19 protein-coding genes are annotated in these 21,337 nt (G+C 59.5%); 11 read left to right on the top strand and 8 right to left on the bottom strand.

All coding sequences use genetic code 11. The features are described 5' to 3' along the window. Both I6E42_RS08545 and I6E42_RS08540 read left to right on the top strand, forming a co-directional pair. The coding region (locus I6E42_RS08545) for a phosphohexomutase domain-containing protein (protein WP_235371500.1) at positions 1–1,130 on the top strand (1,130 nt) is incomplete at its 5' end. Positions 1,131–1,520: 390 nt separating this feature from the next. Further along, entirely contained in the window at positions 1,521–3,179 is a 1,659-nt protein-coding gene (locus I6E42_RS08540; RefSeq protein WP_235371499.1) for a ribonuclease J, read from the top strand. Between the two features lie 52 nt (positions 3,180–3,231). Here I6E42_RS08540 and I6E42_RS08535 read toward each other — a convergent pair whose 3' ends face one another. Further along, positions 3,232–4,164 carry a LysR family transcriptional regulator gene (locus I6E42_RS08535; protein ID WP_235371498.1) on the bottom strand — a complete coding sequence of 311 codons (933 nt, stop codon included), beginning with the start codon at positions 4,162–4,164 and terminating at the stop codon, positions 3,232–3,234. A 196-nt stretch (positions 4,165–4,360) separates the two neighbouring features. Between I6E42_RS08535 and I6E42_RS08530 the strand changes: the two genes are divergently transcribed. After that, complete coding sequence (locus tag I6E42_RS08530) at positions 4,361–5,308, top strand: D-2-hydroxyacid dehydrogenase (RefSeq protein WP_235371497.1); 948 nt, start codon at positions 4,361–4,363, stop codon at positions 5,306–5,308. A gap of 292 nt (positions 5,309–5,600) precedes the next feature. Here I6E42_RS08530 and rpiB read toward each other — a convergent pair whose 3' ends face one another. From rpiB to I6E42_RS08515, 3 genes are all read right to left on the bottom strand, one after another. Further along, entirely contained in the window at positions 5,601–6,035 is a 435-nt protein-coding gene (rpiB, locus tag I6E42_RS08525; RefSeq protein ID WP_235371496.1) for a ribose 5-phosphate isomerase B, read from the bottom strand. Between the two features lie 296 nt (positions 6,036–6,331). After that, positions 6,332–6,529 (bottom strand): hypothetical protein, encoded by a 198-nt coding sequence (locus I6E42_RS08520; RefSeq protein ID WP_235371495.1) that lies wholly within the window; start codon positions 6,527–6,529, stop codon positions 6,332–6,334. A gap of 13 nt (positions 6,530–6,542) precedes the next feature. Beyond that, positions 6,543–7,436 carry a LysR family transcriptional regulator gene (locus tag I6E42_RS08515; RefSeq protein WP_235371494.1) on the bottom strand — a complete coding sequence of 298 codons (894 nt, stop codon included), beginning with the start codon at positions 7,434–7,436 and terminating at the stop codon, positions 6,543–6,545. 334 nt (positions 7,437–7,770) lie between these two features. Between I6E42_RS08515 and I6E42_RS08510 the strand changes: the two genes are divergently transcribed. The 3 genes from I6E42_RS08510 to I6E42_RS08500 all read left to right on the top strand — a co-directional run bounded on the left by I6E42_RS08510 (position 7,771) and on the right by I6E42_RS08500 (position 11,474). Then, on the top strand, positions 7,771–9,153 hold the full coding sequence (locus I6E42_RS08510; protein ID WP_235371493.1) for a sodium:solute symporter family protein: 1,383 nt from the start codon (positions 7,771–7,773) through the stop codon (positions 9,151–9,153). A gap of 120 nt (positions 9,154–9,273) precedes the next feature. After that, a complete protein-coding gene (locus I6E42_RS08505) occupies positions 9,274–10,089 on the top strand; it encodes an enoyl-CoA hydratase-related protein (protein WP_235371492.1) in 816 nt (271 codons plus the stop codon). An 89-nt stretch (positions 10,090–10,178) separates the two neighbouring features. Then, entirely contained in the window at positions 10,179–11,474 is a 1,296-nt protein-coding gene (locus I6E42_RS08500) for an acetyl-CoA hydrolase/transferase family protein (protein WP_235371491.1), read from the top strand. Between the two features lie 361 nt (positions 11,475–11,835). Here the strand turns inward: I6E42_RS08500 and htpG are convergent, their stop codons facing one another. From htpG to I6E42_RS08480, 4 genes are all read right to left on the bottom strand, one after another. Then, entirely contained in the window at positions 11,836–13,752 is a 1,917-nt protein-coding gene (gene htpG, locus I6E42_RS08495) for a molecular chaperone HtpG (RefSeq protein WP_235371490.1), read from the bottom strand. A gap of 167 nt (positions 13,753–13,919) precedes the next feature. Next, a complete protein-coding gene (locus tag I6E42_RS08490) occupies positions 13,920–15,284 on the bottom strand; it encodes a hypothetical protein (protein WP_235371489.1) in 1,365 nt (454 codons plus the stop codon). A gap of 1 nt (position 15,285) precedes the next feature. Further along, positions 15,286–16,236 carry a PstS family phosphate ABC transporter substrate-binding protein gene (locus I6E42_RS08485; protein WP_235371488.1) on the bottom strand — a complete coding sequence of 317 codons (951 nt, stop codon included), beginning with the start codon at positions 16,234–16,236 and terminating at the stop codon, positions 15,286–15,288. A gap of 151 nt (positions 16,237–16,387) precedes the next feature. Then, positions 16,388–16,783 carry a hypothetical protein gene (locus I6E42_RS08480; protein WP_235371487.1) on the bottom strand — a complete coding sequence of 132 codons (396 nt, stop codon included), beginning with the start codon at positions 16,781–16,783 and terminating at the stop codon, positions 16,388–16,390. 245 nt (positions 16,784–17,028) lie between these two features. Between I6E42_RS08480 and I6E42_RS08475 the strand changes: the two genes are divergently transcribed. The 5 genes from I6E42_RS08475 to I6E42_RS08455 all read left to right on the top strand — a co-directional run bounded on the left by I6E42_RS08475 (position 17,029) and on the right by I6E42_RS08455 (position 21,328). Then, a complete protein-coding gene (locus I6E42_RS08475; protein ID WP_235371486.1) occupies positions 17,029–17,511 on the top strand; it encodes a deoxycytidylate deaminase in 483 nt (160 codons plus the stop codon). 346 nt (positions 17,512–17,857) lie between these two features. Further along, entirely contained in the window at positions 17,858–19,405 is a 1,548-nt protein-coding gene (rny, locus tag I6E42_RS08470; RefSeq protein ID WP_235371485.1) for a ribonuclease Y, read from the top strand. A gap of 299 nt (positions 19,406–19,704) precedes the next feature. Beyond that, positions 19,705–19,857 (top strand): hypothetical protein, encoded by a 153-nt coding sequence (locus tag I6E42_RS08465; RefSeq protein ID WP_235371484.1) that lies wholly within the window; start codon positions 19,705–19,707, stop codon positions 19,855–19,857. Between the two features lie 130 nt (positions 19,858–19,987). Then, positions 19,988–20,473 carry an RNA polymerase sigma factor gene (locus tag I6E42_RS08460; RefSeq protein WP_235371483.1) on the top strand — a complete coding sequence of 162 codons (486 nt, stop codon included), beginning with the start codon at positions 19,988–19,990 and terminating at the stop codon, positions 20,471–20,473. Positions 20,474–20,482: 9 nt separating this feature from the next. Further along, positions 20,483–21,328, top strand: a complete 846-nt coding sequence (locus tag I6E42_RS08455) for an RsiV family protein (protein WP_235371482.1) — start codon at positions 20,483–20,485, stop codon at positions 21,326–21,328. Positions 21,329–21,337 lie beyond the last annotated feature (9 nt).

Genomic DNA, 21,337 nt, shown 5'->3' with positions numbered 1-21,337 from the left:
AGGGCCGGGTGGGCCTGGGCTGCTCCCCAGCCCCGGGGGCGCGGATGCTGGCCCGGGCGGCGGCTGCGGGGGCGGCTGCCGCCGGAGGGCAGGTCTGGTTCCATGAGCTAGAGTGCCCCGTCCAAGGGGCCTGGGTGGCCCGGAAGGAAGAACTGCCCGTCTCCCTCTTTGTGGAGCGGGAGGAGGGCGGCCCCGTGTTCCTCCACTTCTTCGACCGCCAGGGCCTGCCCCTGGGCCGGGCTGGGGAGCGGAAACTGGAGCACGCCCTCCTCCAGGGCGAGGTGCGCCGGGTCCGGGGAGACCGGGTGGGAGAGGTGGAACCCCTGCGCCTGTCCACCCTGCTCTGGGCCCGGTCAGTGGCCCGGGAGGCCGCCCTGGGCCGGACCTTCCCCCGGCGGATCACGGCGGCGGTGGGGCGGGACTGTCCCGAGGACCGGGCCCTCCGGGCCGCCCTGCTGGCCCTGGGGTGCCAGGTGGAGGACCGGTGGCGGCCGGGCATCCCCGCCTTCGCCGCCAGCCGGGGGGGCTTCCGCCTGTCCGCCCAGGATGAGCGGGGGGCGCTGCTGGACTCCGGGCAGCTGCTGGCCCTGGTGACCCTCATCGAGATGGAGAACGGCGGCGGGAAGGTGGCCGTTCCCCCGGGGGCCAGCGCCGCGGTGGACCTGGTGGCGGGGGGATACGGGGGCCAGGTGCTGCGGCTGGACCGGGACGGACAGGAGGCGCGGGACTGGTATGCCGCCCTGCCCTGGCTGTGGTCGGCTCCCAGCGCCGCCGCCCGCATCTGTGCCCGTATGGCCTCCTCCGGCCAGAAGCTGGAGGTCCTGATCTCCAAGACGCCCCGGTTTAACGCCTGGAAGCGGGAGGTGCCCCTGTCCTCCGACCGGGGGCGGGTGATGCAGGCCCTGGCCCGGGAACAGTCCCAGGGCGCCCAGGGGGAGGGCCTTCGGCTGCGGGCCGGCGGCGGCTGGGTGTATCTGGCGCCCATGGCCCGCCGGTCCTCCCTGCGGGTGCTGGCCGAGGGGCCGGACCTGGAATTGGCCGCCGAACTGTGCGATTTTTACGCCAACCGGGCGGCGGACCTGGACCGGGCCGTGATGCGGCAATGTGTCCAAGAGGAGGACAGAAAATAGTTCTGTTGTTCTCAGGAAACACATAGTATACTTTTGCCGGAAAGTGTGCTATACTATTGCCATCTGATTTTGATTTATGCGCGGAATGGGGCAGCGGAGGAGGAAACTCCGCGCCTCCGCGTTTAAATATTGCCCGGGAGCCAAAACCGTAACAGCAGGCGGGGACAGCTCCGGGCCGCCAATCTGACAGGACCCAAACAAGGCGAAGCGAGGATCGTTCCCACCGGCGAGGCAGGGCCGGGCGCGGAAGTCCCCTTCGTCTCCTCGCTGTGCCAGGAGCATAGCTTTTTTGTCATGGGTCCTGCCTACATCCCGGAGCGCCGGCCTCCCGGAGGGGGAGGACTGCGGCGCGGCAGAACCTACAACGATTTGTGACAGTAAGGAGTATTTATGGCAGAAAAACTGAAAATTATCCCTCTGGGCGGCCTCAACGAGATCGGCAAGAACATGACCGTCTATGAGTACGGCGGCGACATCATCGTGGTGGACTGCGGCATGGGCTTCCCTGACGACGACATGTACGGCATCGACGTGGTCATTCCCGATGTCAGCTACCTCATCAAGAACCAGAACAAGATCCGGGGCATCTTCATCACCCACGGCCATGAGGACCATATCGGGGCCCTGCCCTATGTGCTGCGGTCGGTCAACGCCCCCATCTACGCCACCCGCATGAGCGCGGGGCTCATCAAGCTGAAGCTGGAGGAGCACCGCCTGCTGGACAAGACCAAGCTCATCACCTGCGAGGCGGGAGATACGGTCAAGGCGGGGAAGTTCTCTGTGGAGTTCATCCATGTGAACCACTCCATCGCCGACGCCGTGGCCTTTGCCATCAAGTGCCCCGTGGGCACCTGCGTCCACACCGGCGACTTCAAGATCGACTCCACCCCCATTCAGGGCGGCATGATGGACCTGGCCCGCCTGGGCGAGCTGGGCAAGGAGGGGGTCCTGGCCCTGCTGGCCGACTCCACCAACGTGGAGCGCCCCGGCTACACCCGCAGCGAGCGCAGCGTGGGTGCCTCCTTCGACAGCCTGTTCCGGGGCTGCGAGGAGCGCATCATCGTCACCACCTTCGCCTCCAACGTGGACCGCATCCAGCAGATCATCGACGTGGCCAACCGCTACGGCCGGAAGGTGGCCGTCACCGGCCGGTCCATGGAGAACGTCATGAAGGTGTCCACCGAGCTGGGCTACATGAACATCCCCGACGGGGTGCTCATGGACCTGAACCACATCAAGTCCCTGCCTAAGAACAAGGTGTGCATCATCACCACCGGCAGCCAGGGCGAGACCATGTCCGCCCTGACCCGCATGGCCTTCAACACCCACCGCCAGGTGGACCTGCTCCCCGGCGACCGGGTCATCATCTCCGCCAGCGCCATCCCGGGCAACGAGAACGCCATCGGCAACGTGGTCAACGAGCTGTACCGCAAGGGCGTGGAGGTGATGAACGAGCGGGAGCTGGCCCTCCACGTCTCCGGCCACGCCTGCCAGGAGGAGCTGAAGATCGTCCACGCCCTGGTGAAGCCCAAGTTCTTCGTCCCCCTCCACGGTGAGCAGCGGATGCTCCAGATCCACGGGAAGCTGGCCCGGGAGATGGGCATGGAGCCCAACCAGATCCTGATCAGCGACATCGGCCGGGTCATGGAGTTCACCCCCAACTCCGCCAAGCTGGCGGGCACCGTCACCGCCGGCCAGGTCTTTGTGGACGGCTACGGCGTGGGCGACGTGGGCAGCGTGGTCCTGCGGGACCGCCGCCACCTGGCCCAGGACGGCATGATCGTGGTGGTCCTGTCCATGTCCGGGGAGGACGGCGCCCTGGTCTCCGGCCCGGACATCATCACCCGGGGCTTTGTCTACGTCAAGGAGTCCGAGGGGCTGATGGAGGAGCTGCGCCAAGTGGCCCTCCAGGCCATCCTGGAGGTGGACAGCCGCTTCGCCACCGACTGGTCGGCCATTAAGAGTTCCATCAAGAACGACCTGTCCAACTACCTTTATAAAAAGACCAAGCGTTCCCCCATGATCCTGCCGGTCATCATGGAAGTGTAAACAGAAAAATGCCCCGGACACGCGGCCTGTGCCGGGCGTCCGGGGTGTGGATTCACGGTTCCAGGGCCTCCTGGGCCATGGTGATAAAGCGGTCTCCGAAATGGGACAAGTACCGGTCGCTCCGGTACCCGGCCACCAGCTTGCTGAAGGTGGAGGGGTCGGTCAGGGGGAACAGATCCACCCCCTGGGAGCCCGCGGGGCCGGCGGGGATGGCCCGGAGGAACAGCTCCGGGCAGATGGTGATGCCCACGCCCGCCTGGGCCATGGCCAGGGTGGTGACGGTGTTTTCCGTCTCCAGGATCAGCTTGGGCTTGAAGTAATAGCGGCTGAAATACTGGTCCACGATGCTCCGGGTCCGGTTGCCCCGTTTGATCAGAACGAAGGGCATCTGCTGGAAGGCGGCGATGTCGGCGCCCTGCTGGAACTGGGCCCGCACCTCCTCCGCCCGGCCGCCGAAAAGCTGGTCGGTAAAGCCCCTGGGCACCACCATCACCAGCTTCTGCTCCGTCAGGGGCACCGTCTCCACCCCCTCCAGCATAATGGGCTGGAAGCAGATGATCAGATCTACCCGGCCGTGGGACAGCTCGTCCTCCAGCTGGTTGGAGTTGCCCTCGGACAGGGAGAATTCCACCATGGGAAACTCCTCACGGAACCGGGGCAGGATCTCGGGGAGGAGGGCCAGGCCGCAGGTGTGGGAGATCCCCACCCGCAGCACCCCCAGATAGTGGCGGTTGATGTCCCCCACCTTGGTCAGAAATTGGGTGTGCAGGTCCAGGATCTGGGTGGCGGTCTGGACCAGCTGGTCTCCGGCGTAGGTCAGAGACAGCTTGGGGGAGCGGGTGAACAGCTTCACGTTCAGCTCCCGCTCCATGTTGCTGATATGGTTGGACAGGGATTGCTGGGAGATGTACAGCCGCTCCGCGGCCCTGGTGATGTTCAGCTCCTCCGCCACCATGAGAAAATATTTCAAGTGCAGAAAATTCAAACCGATCCCCCCAGATACGACAGGATTCCTTCATTTTTTCCTTGAGATGCAACTATTGTACCACAGTTAAATGACTGTGACAACCCTCAGAAAAAATGTGATGTTCCTTCGGGAAAAGTTATGTCATAATGTAGCATAAGTAGAGAATTCTCCCTGTATGATCGGGGAAGATGAAAATTGAAAGGGTGTATGTTCTATGAAGTGTCTTATCATCGATGTCGTCCACAGCGCCATTGCCGAGGAACTCGGCAAGTACATGGAAGTCACCGTCAGCAAGAAGCTGCCCCCCGCAAAGGATGAGCTGAAGGCCATGATCGCCGACGTGGATGTGCTGATCATGCGCGTCGATCCCATGATCGACAAGGACGTTCTGGACGCCGCCAAGAACCTGAAGGTCATCGGCGTGTGCTCCGTGGGTCTGAACCACATCGACACCAAGTACGCCGAGGAGAAGGGCGTCAAGGTGTTCAACGCCCCCGGCCTGAACGGCAACGCCGTGGCCGAGCTGACCATCTGCAAGATGCTGGAGCTGTCCCGCCACACCATTCCCGCCCACCGCGACGTCACTGTGAACCAGAAGTGGGACAAGTACGCCTTCGTGGGCCGCGAACTGCGGGGCAAGACCCTGGGCGTCCTGGGCTTCGGCCGCATCGGCCAGCGCGTGGGTGAGATCGCCCGTGTCTTTGGCATGAAGGTCGTCGCTTACGATCCCTACCTGCCCGCCGAGATCTTCACCAAGAACGAGGCCACTTCCATGAGCATCGCCGAGGTGTGCGAGGTCGCCGACTTCGTCACCATCCACATGCCCTTGAACGACGAGACCCGCAACCTGTTCAACGCCGACTCCATCTCCAAGATGAAGAGCGACGCTGTGGTCCTGAACATGGCCCGCGGCGGCATCGTCAACGAGAAGGACATGTATGAGGCCCTGAAGGCCGGCAAGCTGGGCGGCTACGCCACCGACGTGCTGGAGAACGAGGTGGCTGGCGACGGCCTGACCGAGGACTCCCGCTTCTACTCCCCCCTGTTTGACTGCGACAACTTCGTGGTCTCCCCCCACATCGGCGCCCAGACCGTGGACGCTTCCCGCGACATCGGCCAGCACATCATCGGCAAGGTGAAGGAAGCGCTGAACCTGGGCTGATCTGTCTGCGATTTTCCCTCTCTCAATGCCCCCGGCGGACGCCGGGGGCATTTTTATATTCGGAAGGGCAGAAAAGGGCCTGCCGCAAAATGGGCAGATGCACCAGCCCCCTCATCCGCCCCAGTGTGCGCACTGAGGCACCTTCCCCCCCTGTGGGGGGAAGGCTTGATGATGCGGTCCCGCAACCGCCGCTCCTCTGCAGGGGTGGGGCATTTTTATAGGTACAGGCAGAAAAAGACCTGCAAGCGTTGGCTTGCAGGTCTCATATCAGGCTCTGAACTGGGTGTGCTGTTTACTGCTCCATATCGGTAATGAGGTTCACACGGCGCTGGTGGCGTCCGCCCTCAAATTCAGTGCTCAGAAAGACGTCTACAATACGCTCGGCCAGATTGGGGCCCACGATGCCGGCGCCCATGGCCAGCATGTTGGCGTCATTGTGGCGGCGGGTCATCTCAGCGGACAGGGAGTCGGCGCACAGGGCACAGCGGATGCCCTTCACCTTGTTGGCGGTAATGGAGATGCCGATGCCGGTGGTGCAGATGACGATGCCCTTTTCACATTGGCCGGAGGCCACTGCCTCGGCGGCTGCCCTGCCAAAAACGGGGTAGTCGCAGCTCTCGGTGCTGTCGGTGCCGAAGTCCTGGCAGGTAATGCCCTTGGCGGCCAGATAGGCCTTGATATGTTCTTTCAGGTGATATCCACCGTGGTCAGAAGCGATGGCGATCATGATAAGTGCCTCCTATCTTTCGTACAGTTCGTTCTGCCCGGGAGGGCCCGGGGGAGGTAGACTGTCATGGCACCATTGTAGATGTTTTTTACCTGTTTGGCAAGAGTGCCGGGTAAGAAAAAAGGTTTTTTTGAAAAAAAGATCACAGTCGAGCCCAATGTCATGGAAGGGAAGGAGAAATTGTCATTCCGAGGAGCAAGGCGACGTGGGAATCCCTTTTCCACCAAAAGAGAACCGATTCCCACGCAAAACGGCCGCCCAGTAGGCGGCCGTTTTGCTGAGACTTTTTTGACGTGTTATACCATCAGGGAGCACACCAGCTGGGCGTATTCCGCCGGGTCCTCCAGGGGCAGACCGGCCAGCAGCAGAGCCTGACCGTAGAGTAGCTTGGCGTACTTGGACAGGGTGTCCTTGTCCCCGGCCTCCAGCGCCTTTTTCAGGGCGGCGAAGGGGGCGGAATCGGCGTTGAGCTCCAGCACCCGGTCGGCCTTCATGTGGGAGCCGGAATCATCTGGACTTAAGAGAATCCTGCAAATAGCCAGCCAAATCTGCGATCACTGTTCCCATCGGATGATCCCGGCGTGCGATCACAGAAATCGTATAGGGGAATAGGTTTTCCTTGAACGGGATCAGGCGGAGACGTGGGAACTGTGGCAGAGATACGTCCGTAAGGTATCCCTGGATCGTAATACCTGGGAACCCCTCCCGTTGACAGATTTCGTACATGTACAGCGTGTCGCTCACCAAAATGACTTCAGCTGGTTGGCAATCGTGGGACTCAAAGTAACTTAAAATACGGTGATATGCCATGGGATTGGCGCACAGTACAATATGCATACCTTTCAAATCTTCCGGCGCTGCATACTCCTTTGTACTGAGGGGATGATCCTCCGGCAACAGGAGGACACGGCTCCAGGTCCCGATGGGGAATTGGACATACTCGTCGTCCGGGCCATAGTCAGAAAAGGTGATCACGTCCAGCTGGTTGTTTTTCAGCATGTCCAAGCTGGTCGTATATGGATATTCCTGCGCTTGGATGGTAACGTTGGGATACGCTTGCTGAAAATCGCACCATAGGCTCCGCACATTAAAATAGCGCACTCCGGCAGCGAGCCCGACACGTAGCAGCCCGGAACTGAGCCTCACATATTCATGGATGTGTTCCTCCAAAACATACATGTCCCGAAGTACCGGGGACGACGAATGGTAGAGCTCGTGCCCAAGCGCTGTAGGGGTGACGCCGCGCTGGCTGCGGTAGAATAACGGCATTCCAATCTCTTTTTCCAGTATGTTGAGCGACCGACCCAGTGCCTGGTGGGAAATATACAGGACCTCTGCCGCCTTGAGCAGATTTCCGCATTCGTAGATTTTTGCGAAATACTGCAATTGCCGGATTGTCATACATTACCCTCCCTGATCAGCGATACCAATTTATCCTACACCATAAAGTTGTTGTTTTCAACTGCAACTTTATGGTGTATTGATTCAAAGAAAGAAGTGCTTTTCACTCAATTAGTAATGTAATAGAATACAACACAGGAGAGCTGATCAGCCACAATTTGTACACGCAGCAACGACACACCCCCCGATAAATAGCCTCCAGCAAACGGCAATTACATGGTTCCGCAGCAAAAAGATAAAAGGAAGGGCTCTTTGTGATGTGAATACAGCGCAGATGGTCCTATTGGACCATTCTTGTTGCACAAGAGCACAAAGGAAAATGAGGAGGTAACTTATGAACACATTAACACTAAGTGTCATTGTTCTGATTGTTTACATGGGCGCAATGATGGGGATCGGCTATATGGGCCGCAACACATCAAAAAACTTTGAGGAATTTGTTACAGCCGCGAAAAAAGGCAGCTTTTTGATGGTTTGCGGCTCTTATATGGGCTCTCATATCGGCAACGGAGTAGTAGTTGGCGGCGCGGAAAACGGGGCCAATTATGGGCTGGCCGGCGTATGGTACGGGGTCGGGGCCTGTTTGAGCTATCTCGTTTTCGCCCTGGTCATCGCCAAGAAGCTATACCGCACGGACAGTCTGACACTATCTGAATGCCTGGATAAGCGTTATGGCGGTCATATCACCGGCACGATCTTTGCTGTGATCAACTGCGGAGCCGCCATCAGCATTATGGCCGGGCAGATCACCGCCGGTAAAAACCTGTTCTCTTACCTTGGGCTGAATCCCATCCTCGGCGTCTGCCTTGTGGGCCTAGCGGTATTCATCTACGCCGCCATGTCCGGCCAATGGGGCGTTATGATGACCGACGTGATCCAGGTGGCCGTTATTGTTGCCTGCACGCTGATCTCTATCGCCTATATGCTGGGAAACGGCGCCTTTGATGTGATCCATGCCGCGCTGCCTGCTGGCAGTTGGAATCTCTTTAACATGGATTTTGAAGTCATCATTATGAATGCGATCCCCACTATGCTGTTCGGCTTGATTTCCGCAGCTTCGTTCCAGCGCAATGTTTCCGCGAAAGATGAAAAGACCGCGGTACGCTCCGCGTTCTGGGGTGGCGTCCTGTTACTGCCCTATGTATTCCTGCCTGTGCTGATTGGTATGTACGGCCGTGCCTTGTTCCCTGACGCCGCCGCCGGCAGCATTATCTTTAAGGTTATGCTGGAGGTCTTCCCACCCTTTGTCGGTGCGCTGATGATTGCCGCTTTGATGGCCGCTATCATGTCCACCGTGGACTCCCAGCTGATCTATGTGACCGCTTCCATCACCAAGGATATTTATTTGCAGTTTATCAACAAGAACCCCGATGAGAAAAAGTTGAACCGTCTGGCGAAAATCATCACCATTACCGCCGGTTTGATTACTCTGTACGTGGCTCTCGGTACCACCTCCATCATCAAAATGCTGTCCTATGCTTATACCTTCATGTGTGCCGGTACCCTGGTCATGTTCGTCGGCGGCATCTTCTGGAAGGGCGCGACCAAGCCCGGCGCAGTGGCGGCTTCGGTGACAGGTATCTTCTTTGTGTTCCTGAATAAGTTCTGCGGCATTTCTTTCCCCTATGCCTCCATCTTCCCCATTCTGCCCTCCGCAGTCGCCTTTGTTGTGGTGAGCCTATGTACCCAGCCAAAGAAAGCGGAAGCTGCCAAGTGATCGGCACTCGTTTTCTATTTCCGATTCATAGACGTTTTCCATTAGCCCGCGGCGGGGCCGCCGCGGGTGTGAAAAACCTGTATACGACAACATCGAATGAAATGAAAAGGAGCAACCGCCATGAGCGAAGAAGTCCTGTTGTATGAAAAAGTCGGCAAGGTCAGCAAAGTCATTTTAAACCGTCCCAAGGTGCGTAATGCGTTAAACAGCGTGCTGATGGAGAGCTTCGGTGATTTTATCCGCCGCGCCGACGAAGATCCCGATACGAACGTAATCGTCCTCTGTGCCGCCGGGGAAAAGGCATTCACTGCCGGATTCGATCTGAAGGAGAGTATTGGTTCTCCGATTGTTGATGTGCCTGCCCGCCGGGAAAACAGTCTGATGGAGCTGAATACCCTGCGTACGATATGGGAAGCCAGGAAGCCTGTCATCGCTTCTGTTCAGGGCTATTGCATCGGCGGTGGTGTTTGGTTTGCATTTATGAGCGATTTGGTCGTGGCAGCGGATAACGCCCAGTTCAGTGAACCGGAACTGAAGTATTCCTATGCCAGCGACGTACTGCCCGAACCCTGGAAAATGACCATGAACCGGGTCAAGCAGTTCCTGTTCCTGGGTGATTTCTGGTCCGCTCAGGAGATGAAGGAGGCCGGGGTGGTCAACTTTGTGGTGCCCGCCGACCAGCTGGAAGCCAAGACCATGGAGATCGCCAACCGTCTGGCCGGCATGCCCGCCGAGGCTATGCGCATCCTGAAGTATGAGATCAATCAGACTTATGAGATCATGGGTATGCACCAGGCTCAGAAGTTCGCTGCCGAGATGTTCAACCTGTGCCGTATCAACCAGGTCCAGGAGCAGGCTGAGTTCAACAAGATCGTCAACGAGCAGGGCCTGAAGGCCGCCATTGCCTGGAAGGCGGAACAGGAAGCAAAGAAGTAATAGGAACCAGTCGGGGGAAGGAAATGCCTGCTTCGGGGTTTGGGTTCCGAAAAATTCCCCGCCAATTCTGACGCATAGGAGGCCAAGATATGGCTCTTTGGCAAGAAGAATACCGGAGAAAAACAGTGACAGCTGAACAGGCTGCGCAAATGATCCAAAATGGGGACCGGATCATGACGGGCAATCGTGACTGTCGTGCAGTGCTGCGGGAAGTGATTGCGCGAAAAGAGTTGAAAAATGTATTCTACTATGCTCCAACTATCAATTACATGCTGGATGCCGAAAATGTAGGGACAGGCTTCCGTCCTGCCACCAGCTTTCTCAATGACAGTTCCTATCAGCTCCACAGCGAAAACAGGCTGGATTTTATTCCCGGAGAATATTGGATGTGGGAAAAAATTGCCGTAAGCGCATTAAAGTGTAATGTAGCGTTTTTGGAGGTCACCAAACCGGACGAACATGGCTACGTCTCCATGGGTACCTGCGCGGATTACGTTCGGCAAGCGTGCAGGCACGCGGATCTGGTCATCGCCGAGACAAACACACAATTTCCATTTATTTATGGAAGCAATCTGCTGCACATCAGTGAGATCGACTACATTGTGGATCAGGGGGAGAATTACCCCCTTCATGTTTCGGCGATCGATACGGCCGAGGAACGGGCCTACGTATACCGCGCCATTGGAGGATACCTGTCGGAACTGATCCCGGATGAAGCCACTATTGAAGTCGGTCTGGGCCGATTGAATGCCGCATCGCTGATGTATTTGGAGGACAAACGTGATTTGGGCGTTCATACGGAGGTTTACGGCGATATTCTTATGAAGCTGACCGAGCGCGGCATCATCACAAACGATAAAAAATCCATGCAGCGCGGCACCTCTGTTTTTACCCAGATGGTGGGCACACCCGCTCTGTTTTCCTGGGCTGAGCACAATTTGGGGCTGGCGATCAACCGCTGCCAAGAGGTGCTGAATCCCGGAACCATTTATGCCCAGCATCGTATGGTTGCCATCAATAACGCTGTGGAAGTGGATCTGCTGGGACAAGCCAACGCCGAATATCTCAAAGGGCAGCAATACAGCGGTATGGGCGGTATCTGTAACTTTGCGTCCGGTGCGGCAGCCAGTCCCGAGGGCATGTCTATTGTGGTCTTGGAATCCACGACCAGAAACGGAATGCTTTCCAAAATCGTCCCTTGCTTTCGGACCGGAACTCCCGTCAGCCTGCCGCGAACGGTGATAGACTATGTGGTGACGGAACAGGGCGTGGCGCATCTGTCGGGGAAAAGTCCGGCACAGCGCGCTTTGGCACTGCTCCAGGTGGCCCATCCGAAGTTCCGAGATGAATTGATGTACCAAGGAAAAAAAGCAGGGATCCTGTAACGAACCTCCTCTCTCTCCTTGAAAGGCGCCCGGTGGAAGGAACTGGGCGCTTTTCGTGCTTGTCTAACAAAGACAACTATGGTCTCTGTCAGTGGCAAAAAGGGCTTATAGCGAGGGAAAAGGAGATCAATAAAAGCTCCCCGATAGAGTCAGGTTAAGGTTTACCGACCGAATTAGTATTCAGGAATTTACGGACCCGTTTACGGGCAGCAAGCAGACATAAGGCAATCAATAAACCCCTTAAGGGGTAGCCCGAAAAAACGATGCAGTCGGCAGACCGTTTCGGGCCCCTTAAGGGGCTTTGTCCGTATAAAGCCCTTCTAGGGCTTACTCAAGCCAGGGATTTAGTCTGTGGTTTTAACTACACCATCAGGGAGCACACCAGTTGGGCGTACTCGGAGGGGTCCTCCAGAGGCAGGCCGGCCAGCAGCAGGGCCTGGCCGTAGAGCAGCTTGGCGTACTTGGCTACGGTGTCCTTGTCCCCGGCCTCCAGAGCCTTCTTCAGGGCGGCGAAGGGGGCGGAATCGGCGTTGAGCTCCAGCACCCGGTCGGCCTTCATGTGGGCGCCGCCCTCCACCTTATTCATATACTTCTCCATCTCCAGGGAGACGGGACCGTCGGCGGTGAGGCAGCAGGCGCCGGATTTCAGAATGGAGGAGATGCGGACCTCCTTCACCTGGTTGCCCAGAGCCTCCTTCACAGCCTCCAGCACGGGCTTGCCCGCCTCGGCTTTCTCCTCGGCGGCCTTCTTCTCCTCGTCGGTCTGGGGCAGGGCGTCCTCGTCATTGACGGACTTGAACTGCTTGCCGTCCATCTCCCCCAGGGCCTTCATGACGAAGTCGTCCACGTCCTCGGTGCAGTACAGGATCTCGTAGCCCTTGTCCAGGATCCGCTCCACCTGGGGCAGTTTGGCGATCTTGTCGGCGCTCTCGCCGCAGGCGTAATAGTAATAGGGCTGGTCCTCGGGCATCCGGTCCTTGTAGGCGGCCAGGGTGGTGTAGGCGTTCTCCTTGGAGGACCAGAACAGCAGCAGGTCCTGGAGCAGGTCCTTCTTGGCGCCGTAATCGGCCACGACGCCGTATTTCAGCTGGGTGCCGAAGGCGGCCCAGAACTTCTCGTACTTCTCCCGGTCGTCCTTCTGCATCTTCAGCAGTTCGGACTTGATCTTTTTCTCCAGGGCGGCGGCGATGACCTTCAGCTGGCGGTCGTGCTGGAGGATCTCACGGCTGATGTTCAGGGAGAAGTCGGGGGAGTCCACCACGCCCTTGACGAAGCGGAAGCAGTCGGGCAGCAGGTCGGCGCACTTGTCCATGATCATGACGCCGGAGGAATAGAGCTGCAGCCCCTTCTGGTACTCCCGGGTGTAGAAGTCGTAGGGGGTCTGGGCGGGGATATAGAGCATGGCCTTGTAGGTCACGGCGCCCTCGGCGCTGGTGTGGATGACGGCCAGGGGGTCCTGCCAGTCGCCGAACTTCTCCTTATAGAAGGCGTTGTACTCCTCGGGCTTCACCTTGGACTTCTGCCGCTGCCACAGGGGGACCATGGAGTTGATGGTCTTCCACTCCTTGACGGTCTCCCACTCAGGCTTGTAGTCCTCACCGGCGTCCTCAGGCTTGGGCTTCTGGCGGTAGTCCTCCACCTCCATGACGATGGGATAGCGGATATAGTCGGAGTACTTTTTGATCAGCTCCTGTAATTTATAAGTCTCCAGGTACTGGTCGTAATTTTCCTCGTCGGCGTTGGCCTTCAGGTGCATGACGATGTCGGTGCCGGGGGCCTCCTTCTCGCACTGGGTGACGGTGTAGCCGTCGGCCCCGTCAGACTGCCACATCCAGGCCTCGTCGCTGCCCCAGGCCCTGGAGATGACGGAGACATGGTCGGCCACCATGAAGGCGGAGTAGAAGCCCACGCCGAACTGGCCGATGACGTCGATCTTGTCGGCGGCCTTGTCGTCCTCGCTGAGGTTGGCCTTGAACTGGCCGGAGCCGCTGCGGGCGATGGTGCCCAGGTTGGACTCCAGGTCCTCCTTGCTCATGCCGATGCCGTTGTCGGAGACGGTGAGGGTGCGCATCTCCTTGTCGGGGACGATGGTGATCTTCAAATCCTTGCGCTTCACATCCACGGTTTCATCGGTGAGGGACTTGTAGGCCAGCTTGTCCTCGGCATCGCTGGCGTTGGAGATCAGCTCCCGGAGAAAGATCTCCTTGTGGGTGTAGATGGAGTTGACCATCAGGTCCAACAGGCGCTTGGATTCTGCCTTAAACTGCTTCTTTGCCATGATCGTGATTCCTCCGTATATAGAAAATTTTTTAAAAAACAAAATCGTTAGCACTCATTTATATTGAGTGCTAACGATATAATAGCGCGTCCCGGGAGAAAATGCAAGGGAGTTCATAAAATATTTACACTTTTGTGATGGGAGTGCCAAAGAAGACCGCACAACGCTCAGTCCCCCAGGTCCAGCGTCCGGTAAAAAACGCAGGTCCCGGCGTCCAGGTCGTAGCAGCCGAAGAAGGTCTGGTCGTCCCAGACTGTCAGCAGTCCGTCCCGCAGCGAACAGTAGAGCCAGGCGTTGCCGGAGAGGGCGGGGAAGGAGCGCAGCGGCTCCAGATTTTTATTGTAAAAGGTGAAGCTGCCGTCCTGGCTGCGCACCAGGATGCAGGGGCCGGATCCAGGCCGGATGGAGTCGGTGACGAAGGAGATGTTGTCGCACTGGGTCAGCAGGGCCCCGTCGGACAGGCGGTACAGCCAGTATGTGGAGGAATCCTCCCTGAAATCGCAGAGGTAGGCAAAGGGCTCGCACACCTCAAAGCTGTAGCTGTCCCCCAGTTGGGGAGCGGTCAGGGTGTAGGATTGATCGCCTTTGGAAAGGGCGATCCGGTCGCCCTCCCGCCGGCCCTCCCAGTAGCCTGCGGGGGGCCACCGCTGATCGCTCCAACGGCTCAGATGCTCCTCCCACTCCGAGCGGGATATCCAGACCACCTCCGTGGTCTCCGGGCGGAACACCCGGACTTGGTCGGCGTCCAGGATATTTCTGGTTTGGGTGTCGGTGCCCAGAAAGACGCCGGCGTCCGTCCACTGGAAGCCGTAGAGCCACATGATCTGCTCCACCACCGAGGGCAGTTCCGCCCCCGTGACCCCCAGGAACTCCCAGCTCCAGTCCTGCCGGGAGCCGCTGACGGCGTCGATCCAGGTCACGCCCCCGGGGCCGCAGAGCAGCACTTCGTCCTCCCGGGTGGTGTAGGTCCAAAACTCAAAATCGGTGATCCAGCTCCCGTCCTGGGCGGCCACAGCGTACCGCCGCCCGTTGCAGAAATCCTTCCACTCCTCTTTGACCCGGGAGAGAAGGAGGACGGGGAGAGTGAAGGACTCGTTCTGCCAGGAAAACTCGGCCTGCCCCGCGCTGAGATACACCGGGTCGGTGACAACCTTGCCCTCCCGGGTCATCAGGCCGTACAGGGTGTCGGGCCAGGGGGAGTAATAGTGCTGGATCTGACCGCTGTTATCCGTCCAGGTGCTGAAACTGTAAGTCAGCGCGCCCACATAGGGCACCAGGGGACCGTAGTCCTCCCCGGGAATCAGGCGGTCAGTGTACCCTTCATACCACCGGCCCCCGTCAAGGTCGGGCTGGCGGACGGGTTTTTCTCCCTCCAGCCGGGACCAGTCCACCTGGACCTTGGGGCCGGAGACTTCTTCCGCGGAGGCGCTTCCGGCGGGCTGGGAGGAGGCGGCCCCTCCGGGACTGGTCCGGGCGCACCCGGCCAGCAGGAGGACGGCCAGGGCCAGGGCCGTCAGCCGTGTCCGTTTCATATTATCCCTCCGTTTCCGTCACAGGGACGTAGCCCTCCAGCTGGGCCAGCTTCTGACCCTCGGGACCCAGCACCCAGTCGTAGAGGATGCGGGTGGGGCTGTCCGGGTCCGCGTCCTTGGCGATGGCCACAAAATAGGGGTTCAGGAAGGGGTATTCCCCCGCCCGGATGGCCTGGACCGAGGGCTCCACTCCGTCGATGGACAGCACCTTCAGCCCCTTGGCCATCTCCATGTCGTTGGCGTAGTAGTAGACGGTGTAGCCGATGGCGGCGGGGGAGTTGTCATATTCCCGCACCGCTTCCAGCAGGCCAATCATGGAGTCGCTGGTCCACTCCTTGGGGGGGGCCATCAGGTCCAGACCGTCCATCACCAGCTTTTCAAACATGGTCTGGCTGCCCGCCTCCTGGTTGCGCTGGAAGGGGACGATGTCCAGGTTCTCTCCCCCCACCTCCTTCCAGTTGGTGATCTCTCCGGTGTAGATCTTCTGGACCTGCTCCGTGGTCAGGTTATCCACCGGGTTGTTTTGGTTGACCACGAAGACCAGGGCGTCGGTGGCGAAGGGGGTGAGGAGCCACCGGTCCCCCTCCTCCAGCTCGGAGAGCACCTCCGGGGCGGGTTCCGCCGCCAGCAGCAGGTCGGCCTCTCCCCACATCAGATTCCGGTAGGACTGGGTGGTGCGGGAAAACTGGATGAGGTCGGCCACCTGGTCCTGGTCCTCCCCCAGCAGCACGGCGCACATGGACCGGGCCAGGGGGACGGTGGAGGTGGAGCCATCCAGCCGGGGCAGGTTGTCCCGGGTGAAGACGAAGGGTTCCTCCACAGACGCGGATTGGGAGGCGGCGGAGCTGCCGGAGCCGGCGGGCAGGGCCACGCCGGGGTCCTTGGGGCCGCAGGCGGTCAGGAGCAGGACAAGAAGCAGGGCCGGGATAGCCGCGAAGCAAAGGCGTTTCATTCTCATATCCTCCTATTGAGCAGTAGGAACGATCTGTTCTACTTCCATATAGACGTAAAAACCGGGAGAAATGTTACCTCTTTTCCATAAATTTATGGCTGAAAAAACCACGGTCCGCCGGGAGAGACGGACCGTGGACATCGTTTGTTTGTTAGCTTTTTTCCTGGAAGCTGGCGCCGCAGCCCCGACAGGTGACGGTGATCTTGCCCTTGCCCCGGGGGACCCGCAGCTGTTGGCCGCAGTTGGGGCACTTGAAATAGCGGTGCTCCTTGTCCCGGCGGATGGTGCGCTGGAGGCGGAACCAGTGGATCACCGGCCCGAAGGTCTGCATGAATTTGGCGTTTTCCTCCCGGCGGCGGGGCAGATTGCGGGAAAACAGGCGGAACAGGGAGAAAAAGATCAAAACTAGGGAGATCCAGTACAGGGGCACGAAGTGGGTCAGCGCGAACAGAAGATAGAAGGCCAGATACAATACGATCAGGAAAAGGTTCAGTTGGTCGTTGCCGTACCGGCCGTACATAAAACGCTGGATAGCGTTGCGGATCATAGGAGAGACCTCCTTGTTGAGCGAAGAACGGCAGGCGGTGACGCCTGCCAGAGAGAAAAAATAGGAAGCATGCCAAATAAATTATTATAGTAATGATAGCGCGTGCCGCCGCAATCGTCAAGAAGTCATTCGTAAACAAAATGTAAATTCCGCCTTGGGCCCCAGGGCTTTTGACCGCCGCACCTTGCGCCGGGGCGAAAAATGGGGTATACTGCATCCAGAATGTCGAATCAGGGAGGGCGCCTATGAAACGCATCGACAAGGAAAACTATTACCTGGATATTGCCGAGACCGTGCTGGAGCGGTCCACCTGCCTGCGCCGGTGCTACGGCGCCATCATCGTGAAAAACGATGAGATCGTGTCCACCGGCTACAACGGCGCGCCCCGGGGCCGGAAGAACTGTATGGACCTGGGCTACTGTGCCCGGGAGGCCATGAACGTCCCCTCCGGACAGCGGTACGAGCTGTGCCGTTCCGTTCACGCCGAGATGAACGCCATCATCTCCGCCGCCCGGCGGGATACCCTGGGCTCCACCCTGTATCTGGCGGGCCGGGAGGCCAAAAACGGCGAGCTGCTCCACGACGCCACCTCCTGCTCCATGTGCCGCCGGCTGATTATCAACGCCGGCATCGACCGGGTGGTCATCCGGAACACGGATAAGGACTATTCCGTGGTCCATGTGGAGGACTGGATCCGGGAGGACGACTCTTTGCCCCAGCAAGTGTGAGCAATATGCGGACAACAGCGGACCGGAGCGGCGCTCCGGTCCGCTGTGTTTTGGGCGCCGGGGCGGAGAAAACGCCGCTCTGCAAGAAAATCCCAGAAAACCCTTTGTTTCAAATGTGAATAAATCTTGACAGAAAAGCGGGATGCCTTTACAATATATACAGGACAAAAATGAAAAACTTTGGGGATGTTTTTCAGTTGTCGCAAGAGTAGGCGCCGCCGCCGGCGGGCCATACCTTGCGGCTCATTTTATGTACAAGTCCCGTGAGGGGTTTCTGGCCCGGACACGGGCGCTGCGGCGGTCCGCCGCAGCTTTCAACATGATTTTGGAGGTGTAAAAAACCAAAATGCTGCCCTATATCATCGGAGCGATCATCGGTATCGTGGTCGGTCTGGCGGTAGGTATCCCGGTGGGCATCCAGCAGCGCAAAAAGTCCGCGGAGCGGGAGATCGGTTCCGCGGAGGAAGAGGCCACCCGTATCGTGAACGAGGCCTATAAGAGCGCCGAAAGCAAGAAGCGCGAGGCCCTGGTGGAGGCCAAGGAGGAGATCCTCAAGGCCCGGAACGAGCACGAGCGCGAGGTCAAGGAGCGCCGCGCCGACCTGCAGCGCCAGGAGCACCGGCTCCAGCAGAAAGAGGAGACCCTGGACCGCAAGACCGATAACATTGAGAAGAAAGAAGAACAGCTGACCGCCAAGCTGGCCAAGCTGGACGCCACCCAGGCGGAGGCTGAGGAGCTGAAGAAGAGCCAGATGGAGGCCCTGGAGCGGATCTCCGGCTTTACCGCCGAGGAGGCCAAGAATTACCTGCTCAAGCAGCTGGAGGAGGACGTCACCCACGAGTCGGCCATGAAGATCAAGGAGATCGAGGCCCGCTACAAGGATGAGGCCGACACCAAGGCACGGGAGATCATCTCCCTGGCCATCCAGCGCTGCGCCGCCGACCATGTGGCGGAAGCCACCGTCTCCGTCGTGCCCCTGCCCAACGACGAGATGAAGGGCCGTATCATCGGCCGCGAGGGCCGGAATATCCGCACCCTGGAGACGCTGACCGGGGTAGACCTGATCATCGACGACACGCCGGAGGCCATCACCGTCTCCTGCTTCGACCCCGTCCGCCGGGAGATCGCCCGGCTGGCCCTGGAAAAGCTGATCCTGGACGGCCGCATCCACCCCGCCCGCATCGAGGAGATGGTGGAGAAGGCCAAGCGGGAGGTGGACGCCGTCATCAAGTCCGAGGGCGAGCGGGCCATCTTTGAGACCAACGTCCACGGCCTGCACCCCGAGCTGGTCAAGCTGCTGGGCCGGATGCGCTACCGCACCAGCTACGGCCAGAACGTGCTGAACCACTCCATCGAGGTGTCCCATGTGGCCGGCCTGCTGGCCGCCGAGATCGGCGCCAACGTGGCCGAGGCCAAGCGCGCCGGGCTGCTCCACGACCTGGGCAAGTCCATCGACCATGAGGTGGAGGGCTCCCACGTCCAGATCGGCGTGGAGCTGGCCCGGAAGTACCGGGAGAGCGAGAACGTCATCCACGCCATCCAGGCCCACCACAACGATGTGGAGCCCCGGACCGTGGTGGCCTGCCTGGTCCAGGCGGCCGACGCCATCTCCGCCGCCCGGCCCGGCGCCCGGCGGGAGAATCTGGAGAACTATATCAAGCGGCTGGAGCGGCTGGAGGAGATCACCTCCTCCTTCAACGGCGTGGAGAAGTCCTTCGCCATCCAGGCCGGCCGTGAGGTCCGCATCATGGTCAAACCCGAGGTCATCAGCGAGGACCAGATGGTCCTGCTGGCCCGGGACATCGCCAAGAAGATCGAGGACGAACTGGAGTATCCCGGCCAGATCAAGGTCAACCTCCTGCGGGAGACCAAGGCCATCGAGTACGCCAAGTAATATTTCTGAATTTGATGACAAAACCGGGACGCCCCCCAGCGTCCCGGTTTTTATATCATTTGCCAGGGAAACGGGCGGAGCGGGACAGTCACATGGGACTGTGCCCTATCGCGGTCCCTTCCCGGATCTGACCTGTAGGGCGGCCCCTGGGGGCCGCCGCCGCATGGCATGACTGACTGAAAATTGCTGCCCGCAGGCGGAAGCCTCCATTTGCCCCTGCTCCGTTGACATACCCTGATTCAGGTTAAAATGAGCCGGTTGATAGGACTGTGCGTTAAAATGGGGACGAGGTGACTGCAATGAAAGAAACTTTGAAGAAAAAGGTCAGCGTATCCATGCCGCAGGAACTCTATGAGCAGCTGAAAATTTTGTCACAAGAGAATTGCTATACGCTGCCCGGGTATATCCGGCAGGTTTTGAAGGTCCACGTCCGGGAGCAGGGTGAAAACTAAAAAACCGGAGAAAAAAGTTTTCCGGCCCTGTCACCTTTTTCCCCGAAAAAGCATCTTATTCTATGACCGGTCGCGGAGGGGCGGCGCCGCCCCTCCATTTTACCCATCAGGAAGGAGCCATCCCAGGGATATGACGCAAGCTGTTATGGACAAGGAGACATTCTGCGCACGGATCATCGGCTGTCAGGAGGCCATGTTCCGCACCGCCAGAGCCATTCTCCGCAGCGACGAGGACGCTGAGGATGCGGTGCAGGAGGCCATCTGCACCGCCTTTGAACGGCGGGATTCTCTGCGGGACGCGGAGAAATTCAAGCCCTGGGTGCTGCGCATTCTGGCCAACAAGTGCTACGACGCCTGCCGCAGGCGGCAGAGCACGGTGGACCTGGACGCGGTGGGGGAGATCCCGGCTCCGGAGACCGACCATGTCCAGCGGCTGTCCCTGTGGCAGGCGGTGCTGTCCCTGAGCGATGAGCTGCGGGCCCCGGTGACCCTGTTCTACTACGACGGGTTGTCCATCCGGGAGATCAGCCGTGTGCTGGGCATCAGCGAGGCGGCGGTCAAGACCCGGCTGTTCCGGGGACGGGCCCGCCTGCGGGAGCTTCTGGACGAGAAATGAGGTGCGACAATGGATCAATTTGACGAGATACTGAGAGAGCGGGCCAAAAACGAACCCTTCCCCCTGCCGGAGGGCTATGCCGGGCGGGTATTTGCCGCCTGCGCCGCCTTGGAGGAACCCGAGAAGAAACACCCCGCGCGCCCCGCGTCCCGCTGGACGGCCTGGGCTGCGGCGGCGCTGGCGCTGTTCATCGCCATCCCCAACCTGTCCCCCACGGCCGCGGCGGCCATGGCGGAGATCCCGGTGCTGGGGGCTGTGGTGCGAGTGGTCACCTTCCGGGCATACACCTATGACGACGGATTCCACAGCGCGGAGGTCACCGTGCCGGAGCTGGCGGGCGGCGGGGCCGCCCAGGAGGTCAACAGCCGGGAACAGGAGTACATCGACCGGCTCATGGCCCAATTCCGGGAGACCTGTGAGGCGGAACTGGGGCAGGAGGGCTACTACGGCCTGGACGTGACCGGCACCGTGGTGGCGGACAGCGACGCCTGGTTCACCCTCCGCGTTGACACGGTGGAAACCCGGACCGACAGCGGCCAGACCAGCCGGTTTTACCACATCGACAAAACCACCGACCGAGTGGTGACGCTGAAGGACCTGTTCCGGGAGGACGGGGACTATGTGGGCGCACTGTCCGGTGAGGTGTGCCGGCAGATGGAGGAGCAGTCCGGGGAGGATGACATGAAAACGTACTTCCCAGAGGAGTTTGCCGCCATCGACCCGGAGCAGAATTTCTATTTTGACCAGGATGGAAATTTGGTCCTGGTGTTTGACCAGTACACCATCGCCCCCGGCTACATGGGGATGCCGGAATTTACCATCCCGGCGGAGGTGTACGACGACCTGCTGAAATGAGAAAGGAAA

This window comes from Pseudoflavonifractor phocaeensis (genome assembly GCF_021531815.1).
Taxonomy (GTDB): domain Bacteria; phylum Bacillota; class Clostridia; order Oscillospirales; family Oscillospiraceae; genus Lawsonibacter; species Lawsonibacter phocaeensis_A.
Note: the sequence above shows the minus strand (reverse complement) of the source record. Positions and strands in the feature narration are given on the sequence as shown.